The sequence below is a fragment of the Aquisphaera insulae genome (genome assembly GCF_011064615.1).
Lineage (GTDB): Bacteria > Planctomycetota > Planctomycetia > Isosphaerales > Isosphaeraceae > Aquisphaera > Aquisphaera insulae.
The window spans coordinates 1-6654 of record NZ_JAALJH010000174.1 but is presented as its reverse complement, the minus strand read 5'-3'; the positions used below and the strand labels follow the sequence as shown (position 1 = coordinate 6654).

Sequence of the window (6654 nt, the reverse complement as noted above, 5' to 3'; positions counted from 1 at the left end):
CCTCGCCCTCCCGGGCCCGGAGCGGCTCTTCTCCGAATGGGAGGGCGAGGCTCCTGCCGAGCCAGGCACAGGCTGGCGATCGCGCCGGGGCCCGGTTCCCAACCGCATCGCGGGCCACGCGAGGCGCAACAGAAACCGTCACGTCCAGGTCCCGGCTTTGGGGCAGTCAATACTCACCTCTCCTCGCGTCCGCCTCGCCCTCTCGGTTTGTCTCAGCTCCGGCATGGGCTTCCCTCGAGCTGACCGGGACAGGTTCCTCGGCATGGGCATGGGCGGTGTTTTCCCGGTCACATCCGGTCACCCGAACCGTCCCATGCGCAAGCGTCCAAGTCAAGGTCGACCGAGTACCTCGCGTGCGGAGATGCGGTCAGGCATCGACGCGCCTCACCTCGGAGATTCGTCGATGGGAACCACGAAGGGCCAGCCCGCACCCTCGCCGATTCGATCCGACGCCCGCTTCCCGTACCTGGCGCAGCTCCCGCCGAATGTCCCCCCCATCGAGGCGCCCTACAACCAGGAATACCCGTCGCAGGTCATCGGGCCACCGACGATCACCTATTACTTCCCGATCGCGCTCGACGGCTGCAACCCCACCGGGGTCTTCTTCCCGAAGGATTTCGCGTTCGTGCCCGGCGGCGACGTCGACGTCATCCTCTACTTCCACGGCTGGAAGGACGGCGAATTCGCGAACGTCAAGACGATCAACTACTACTGGTCCGGCCGCTTCCATGACATCAAGCTGCGCGAGGATGTCAACAATTCCGGGAAGTCGGTCATCCTGATTCTGCCGATGCTGGGCGACAAGCCGGGCAGCCTCAGGACGGCCGACATGGGCGTGTTCAAGGTCCCCGGCGGCGGCGACGACTTCCTCGCCGAGGCGCGGAAGTGGATCGGCAGGCACGTGCCCCAGTACAAGGGTACGGCCCCGAATGTCCGCAACGTCGTCCTGGCGGGCCATTCGGGCGGCGGCGTGATCCTCGACATCCAGGCGCGGAGCATGAAGGCCAACATCTGCGAGGTCTGGTGCTTCGACTCGATTTACGGGCAGTGGGATTCGTTCCAGCGCGATGTGGTCAAGGACTGGCTGGACGTCGCGGATCGCCGGGCCAGCACCCGGTTCTTCTTCTCCTCGACCAGCGAGACGAGCGGCAACGCGGTGGAGTTGAAGGGGAAGGTGAAGAAGGCGGATGCGGGCCGATTCTCGATCGAGGTCTTCTCCGGTGCCAGCGCCTCGCTGCCCAGGACGATCAAGCAGGGCAGCCGGTGGAACGATTTCATGATCCCATCGGGGAGCAGTTGGCACTACGAAACGATCACCAGGAATTTCCAGAGCCTGGTGAAGAACGCCAAGTGCCTGACCTGACCGCGCGGCACCTGGCCTGGCCTGACCTGACCTGACCTGAGCGAGCATCCGATCTCGCTCTGGTCCCACGCCTCGACCTGAATCCCGAAGGAATCCTTGATCCGCGAACGTCGGGGCGGTGGCCACGCAGGAGGCCGGCGAATCCGGTAGAGTGATGGACGGTCCCGAGTCATGCGAGGCCGGCGAGGCGACGATGATGAGGATATCGGAAAGGCGGCTGTGGGCCATCGTCTCGCTCCTGGCCATCTGTGCGGGCCCCGCCGGGACGGCGGCGGGCGACGAGGGGCCGGGGTGGCAGGTGCGCGAGGATGCGGAGCGGATCGTCCTCGCCGGCCCGACGCTGGAGGCGGCGATCCGGAAGCAGGGGTACGTCAGCGGCGTGGAGGCCCAGAGCCTCCTCGACGTTCGGACCGGCTTCCGCGACCCGGGCTTCGGCCTGGACATCGTGGACTGGCTGATGGAGAACGGCGCGGATGACGCCTATCGGGATCGGCTGCCCGGCGACCTCCCCTATGCGTACAACAACGTCATCCACGGGAGGCGGCCCAAGCGTTCCATCGAGGGTCCGCAGGTCTGCACGCAGGCGAAGCGGCTCGCTCCGTTCGTGACCATGGGCCGCGATTTCGTGGCCGTGCGGCAGGGGCACACGTACACCCTGGCGGCCCCCGGCAAGAAGACCGGCTCGAGGTGGGAGCAGACGCTGGTGTTCCCGGCGGGGAAGCGGTACTTCCTCGCCGCCGACAAGGTCACCAGCGTGAACCAGAGCGACGGCCTCTTCCTCCGGATCGACATGCCCGGCCACATCCGCCATCACGCGGGCGACACCTTCAGCGAGGTGTACCTGAGCTATCGCGGCCTCATCCCCTCGCGGGAGTTCCTCAGCGATTTCCCGCCTGACGAGAAGTTCCTCTACGTCCGCGAGGAGGGCAAGGTACCGGCGCGGATCATCCGCGGTTACCATCTCCGCGACCCGAAGACGGGCAAGGACGGCCCCTGGCTGGCCGCACTCACCCTGGATCCCTCGGTGGTGAGCGAGGCGTGGTGTCACCAGCGCGGCTACGTCTGCATGATCCAGGAGATCGGCGGCCGGCCTGTGAAGCCCGGGGAGTCGTTCGGTGCCGCGTCGATCCTCGGGTATTTCGATTCGATCGACGAGATGAACCGCGTCTACGACGACCACGCGGGCCGTCGAGGCCTCCGGGTGAGCGAGGCGGGATGGGCGCTGACCCGTGACCCGTGAGACGGCCGGCCCCGGGCGTCCTGCACCGGCTTCATGCGGGCTCGGATTCCAGCAGCCTCTTGAGATTGGCGGCGGCATCGCGCGTCTGCTTCCCCAGCCCGAGCCGGATGAGCGGGGACATGAGCTTGCCCAGGAACGTCTTCGGGGTGATCTCGATGATGTGCGTCGTCAGGCAGCCGCCCGGGGCGGCGGATACGCGGAGGTCGACGGAGACGTCGAAGGACGGATCGCTGTAGCGACAGTGCAGACGCTCGCCGGGCGTGCGTTCCAGGATCTCTCCGTCCATCTCACCCTTCTTGCCTCCCTGCATGAAGACGTAACGCAGCCGGTCGCCCGGGGCGTTCGGACCCGGCTCCACCTTTTCCAGGCTCACGCAGGGAGGCAGCCACTTCTCCGTGAGCGGCAGGTCGTCGATCGCGGCGAAGGCCCGCTCGGGCGTCGTCTTGACGGTTTCGGCGCATTCATATCGAAGGGGCATGGGATCTCATCGAGCTGGAGTCTGGCGAGTCGGTCACGGGCCCATCGGGAAGAGGTCGTCGGGAGATCCAGGTCGGGAGAGCCGCCGCCTCGACTCGGGATCTGGGGGGCGATCATCAGCCTCCGGCCGTCCGGGAGCCGGAGTTCCAGGCCACGGCGGCGCGGATGAGGGCCTTCAGCGCCTCCTCGTCCATTCGGTCGCCCTCGCGGAAATCGATCGCGCGGCGGGTGTTGCCTTCGAGGCTGGAGTTGAAGAGGCCCGAAGGGTCCGGCAGCGAGGCGCCCCGGGCGAACGTCATCTTGACGACGCTCTTGTAGATCTCGCCGGTGCAGACCAGCCCGCCGTGCGAGAAGGTCGCGACCCCCGCCGGATTCGACGGCTTGACCCATTTCCGCTCCTCGATCATCGCCGGCTCCGCCTCCAGGATCAGGGCGCGAAGCCGCGCAAGCAGCGCGTCCCTCCAGTCGACCGCGGTTTTGTCCGGGCCGGCCGGATCCTCGTTCGGGTGATGCGTCTTCATGCCCTCACCATCTCCCCTTGCGGTGGTCGATCATCCCGTCCGAATCCCAGGTCCATCGCCCGGGGATTCGTCGCAAGACCGGTTCGCGGCCTGCCATGCTTCTTCCCTCGGTTCGGGCCCGTCGCACTTCGGGCCCACCGGCGGAAAGTCGACGCAAGCCTCCCGCGGGCTCGGAACATCATTTCATGGCTCGGTATCGAATATGCGTATGGTCATTCGCCGCGTGTTGCGTGGCGTGAATGAGAAGACGATCGCGACATCAAGCATAAGGGACTCGCCGTGCCAGATCACGATTATGTACTCCTGGCCGTGTCCGCCTGGCGCTATTCCGCGGCCTATCTACTCTGCGGGGGTGGCATCTTCGGCGCCATCGTCATCTTCATCGGCGCGAAGCTCTTCCGCAAGTGAGGCCGTCGGGCGCGGGCGATCGGGCGCGTGGCGTCCCTGGATCGGCCCGGCCCGGCACCGCGCGGGGCGGGCCGGGCCGTGTCGGGCGGGGTTATCGAGTCACGACCAGATGCCGCCTGGCGACCGTGGGAGGAGAGACGGGCTCGGCGTCGGCCGGGGCCCGCAGGGTCTTGAGGAAGGCGATGACGGCGGCGCGATCCTCGGCTGCGAGCTTCTGATACGCGGCGGTCACCGATTCGGCGTCGCCATGGTGCCGCTGGATCGCGGTCTCGAGGGTCGGGGAGCCGCCGTCGTGGAAATAGGGGGCGGAGTCGGCCACGCCCCAGAGGAGGGGTGTCTTCCACTCCTCGGGGAGGGGATAGTCCTCCGGCAGCGGGACCGGCGGCCGCTCGCTGTAGCCTCCCCCGCCGCTGCCGCCTCGGGACCGATCGTCCAGGCGATGGAGCAGGAAGTCGGAGTAGACCCCCTGGACGCCCGCCATGTCCGGGGTGTGACAGGCCGCACAGCCGATCTCGGCGAACAGGACCTTGCCGCGTTCGGCCCTCGATCGCTGGGCGTGGTCGTCCGGCACGACCTCGACGGGGCGCGGCAGCGAGTCGACGAAGCCGACGAGGGAGCGGAACTGGGCGTCGGTCAGGTCTCGCTCGACCTGCGGGTAGTTCACGCGGACCATCGGCCTGGCCTGCTCCATGCCGGGGTTGCCCAGGCCGATCTCGTTGGCGCAGGCGGCCGACACGAACTCCTCGAGCGTGGCGAACTGGGCCTTCCAGCCGAACTTGCCGACGCGGCCGTCGGTCAGGACGCGCGGCCTGCCGGGGATCACGCCGCCGAAGTGGCCGACGATCTCCCGGCCCATCCTGGCGGACGCGGTCTTCAAGCTCTCGTGGCGGATCGTCTTGGCCGAGATCCGGTCGACCCATCCCGCCCCGAACAGGGCCGTGGAGTTCACGGCCTGGGTATGGACCGGGTCGAAGTCCTGGGTGAAGACCTGGCAACCTCCCTCGACCCGGATCCCGTTGGGGATGATCGGGAAGCACTTGCTGAGCTCGGCCCGGCTATCCAGGAACTGGTTGGCGACGGCGAATTTGTGGATCAGGCCCCCCTTCACGTCGGGCCGGTCCTGGGTCGGGAAGGCCTCGAAGGCCAGGACGTTGTGCGAGTTGTCGCCGCCGCCGCCGACACCCCCCTGGGAATGACACTCGACACACGACCGGGCGTTGAAGACCGGCCCCAGGCCGTCCCCCCGGGCCATCGCGTCGTGCGGCTGCCACTCGTGCGCGAACAGCTCCAGGCCCGCCGCCCTGACCTCGGCCGAGACGCGCGGGGCGAACAGGACCGGTATCCCCGGCGTGAGCATCCAGGCGAGCCCGAGCACGCCCACGCCCAGCATGCCCACCCCGACCCCACGACGAGCCCGCGTCAACGGCGAGTCGACCATGGCAACCCTCCCAGTGGCTAGACGCCCGAACGGGCGCAACGATGAGGAGCCGATTCGACGACAGATGTAATCGGACAACTGTAAAGAAGTCGTCGCGGAAATTCAAGTCGTGATCGGGGCCTCGGGAGGGCGCGCGGTCGCCCCGGCCCTGGCGGCTCAGGGCGACCCGGTGGGGAGAAGATTCAGGCCAGGGCCTCCTTGCAGTAGGCGACGCACTTCGCCACCTCCTTCACGGCGGTCGAATCCTTCGGCACGGGATACTCCAGCTCGATGTCGGCGTAGATCGGCCATTTCTTCTCTTTGAGGAGCTGGAGGACCTCCTTGATGGGGGTCTGGCCCCGGCCCCACGGGAGGTTGGCCCCGGCGGCGGTGCGGTCCTTGAGGTGGAGGCTGATGATCTTGTCGTGGTACTTCTCGAGCACCGGGATCGGCGACTTGCCCTTGTTGCCGGCGACGTAGTGGCCGATGTCGAGGTTGAAGCCGACGTAGTCGCCGGCCTGCATCAGGGGGTCGATGTCCTCGATCGTCGGGATGTTGTTCGTGTGGTTGTGGAAGGCGACCCAGATCTTGTGCTTCTCCGCGAAGGGGGCGAGCCGCTTGACGTCGCCCTCGTTCCGCTCGGTGGTGATGGCCTTGCAGCCGAGGGCCTTGGCGATCTCGAAGTTGAAGTCGATCGCGTCGTCGCTGCGGCCGAAGCCGTGCTTCTGAATATGGATGTTCACGCCGGCATCATTGAACATCTTGCGAAGCTCGACGCACTTTGCGAGCTGCGCCCGGCGGTCGGCGTCCGAGTGGCCGCGGCCGACGCCGGCGTACGACTGGATCACGTCGCCCATCAGCTCGGTCTCGCTCAGGCCGTCCTCGACCAGGGCCTTGAGGGTCTCCTCGGCCGTGTGGGCCTCGCCCCGATAGCTGTAGGTGATGCAGCCGACGTGCACGCCGCCGAAGACCGAATTGGGCCTGGCGTCCTCGGCGCCGAGGATTCGCCGCGGCAGCATGGCGCCCCCCGCGAGGGCGGCCGCCCCGCCGAGGAAGGCCCGCCTGGTGGTCCGATGATCGAGGAAGCCCCGTGTCATGTGCCTGTCTCCCTGGTCAAGCTCGATGCGTTCGCCGGATGGCCGGCCTTCATGCAGACTAACCCGGGAGACGACGAGGGCACAGGGACGACCGGGGTCGCGCGGGGAGAAAAGGTTCATCCGGCGGAAGC

At 67.5% G+C, this 6654-nt stretch carries 7 protein-coding genes; 3 read left to right on the top strand and 4 right to left on the bottom strand.

The window, feature by feature from the left end:
* The first annotated feature begins 403 nt into the window (after positions 1–403).
* Both G6O54_RS36270 and G6O54_RS36265 read left to right on the top strand, forming a co-directional pair.
* The gene (locus G6O54_RS36270; protein WP_165235764.1) at positions 404–1363 is read left to right on the top strand and encodes a hypothetical protein; all 960 of its coding nucleotides are present in this window, start codon (positions 404–406) and stop codon (positions 1361–1363) included.
* Positions 1364–1556: 193 nt separating this feature from the next.
* Positions 1557–2603, top strand: a complete 1047-nt coding sequence (locus G6O54_RS36265) for a hypothetical protein (RefSeq protein WP_165235750.1) — start codon at positions 1557–1559, stop codon at positions 2601–2603.
* A gap of 31 nt (positions 2604–2634) precedes the next feature.
* On the opposite strand, the gene G6O54_RS36260 is transcribed toward G6O54_RS36265, so the two are convergent.
* A complete protein-coding gene (locus tag G6O54_RS36260) occupies positions 2635–3081 on the bottom strand; it encodes an SRPBCC family protein (protein WP_165235761.1) in 447 nt (148 codons plus the stop codon).
* A 115-nt stretch (positions 3082–3196) separates the two neighbouring features.
* A complete protein-coding gene (locus G6O54_RS36255; protein ID WP_165235758.1) occupies positions 3197–3601 on the bottom strand; it encodes a DUF1801 domain-containing protein in 405 nt (134 codons plus the stop codon).
* A gap of 279 nt (positions 3602–3880) precedes the next feature.
* Here G6O54_RS36255 and G6O54_RS38475 point away from each other — a divergent pair, with 279 nt between their 5' ends.
* On the top strand, positions 3881–4009 hold the full coding sequence (locus tag G6O54_RS38475; protein ID WP_256369028.1) for a hypothetical protein: 129 nt from the start codon (positions 3881–3883) through the stop codon (positions 4007–4009).
* Positions 4010–4100: 91 nt separating this feature from the next.
* Here the strand turns inward: G6O54_RS38475 and G6O54_RS36250 are convergent, their stop codons facing one another.
* Entirely contained in the window at positions 4101–5447 is a 1347-nt protein-coding gene (locus tag G6O54_RS36250; RefSeq protein WP_165235756.1) for a di-heme oxidoredictase family protein, read from the bottom strand.
* 182 nt (positions 5448–5629) lie between these two features.
* The gene (locus G6O54_RS36245) at positions 5630–6523 is read right to left on the bottom strand and encodes a sugar phosphate isomerase/epimerase family protein (RefSeq protein WP_165235753.1); all 894 of its coding nucleotides are present in this window, start codon (positions 6521–6523) and stop codon (positions 5630–5632) included.
* Positions 6524–6654: the final 131 nt, after the last annotated feature.

Bases quoted from the DNA above. Each gene is read 5' to 3' on its own strand.
- G6O54_RS36245 (WP_165235753.1), bottom strand. From the start codon at position 6,523: ATGACACGGGGCTTCCTCGATCATCGGACCACCAGGCGGGCCTTCCTC.
- G6O54_RS36260 (WP_165235761.1), bottom strand. From the start codon at position 3,081: ATGCCCCTTCGATATGAATGCGCCGAAACCGTCAAGACGACGCCCGAG.
- G6O54_RS36250 (WP_165235756.1), bottom strand. From the start codon at position 5,447: ATGGTCGACTCGCCGTTGACGCGGGCTCGTCGTGGGGTCGGGGTGGGC.
- G6O54_RS36265 (WP_165235750.1), top strand. From the start codon at position 1,557: ATGATGAGGATATCGGAAAGGCGGCTGTGGGCCATCGTCTCGCTCCTG.
- G6O54_RS36255 (WP_165235758.1), bottom strand. From the start codon at position 3,601: ATGAAGACGCATCACCCGAACGAGGATCCGGCCGGCCCGGACAAAACC.
- G6O54_RS36270 (WP_165235764.1), top strand. From the start codon at position 404: ATGGGAACCACGAAGGGCCAGCCCGCACCCTCGCCGATTCGATCCGAC.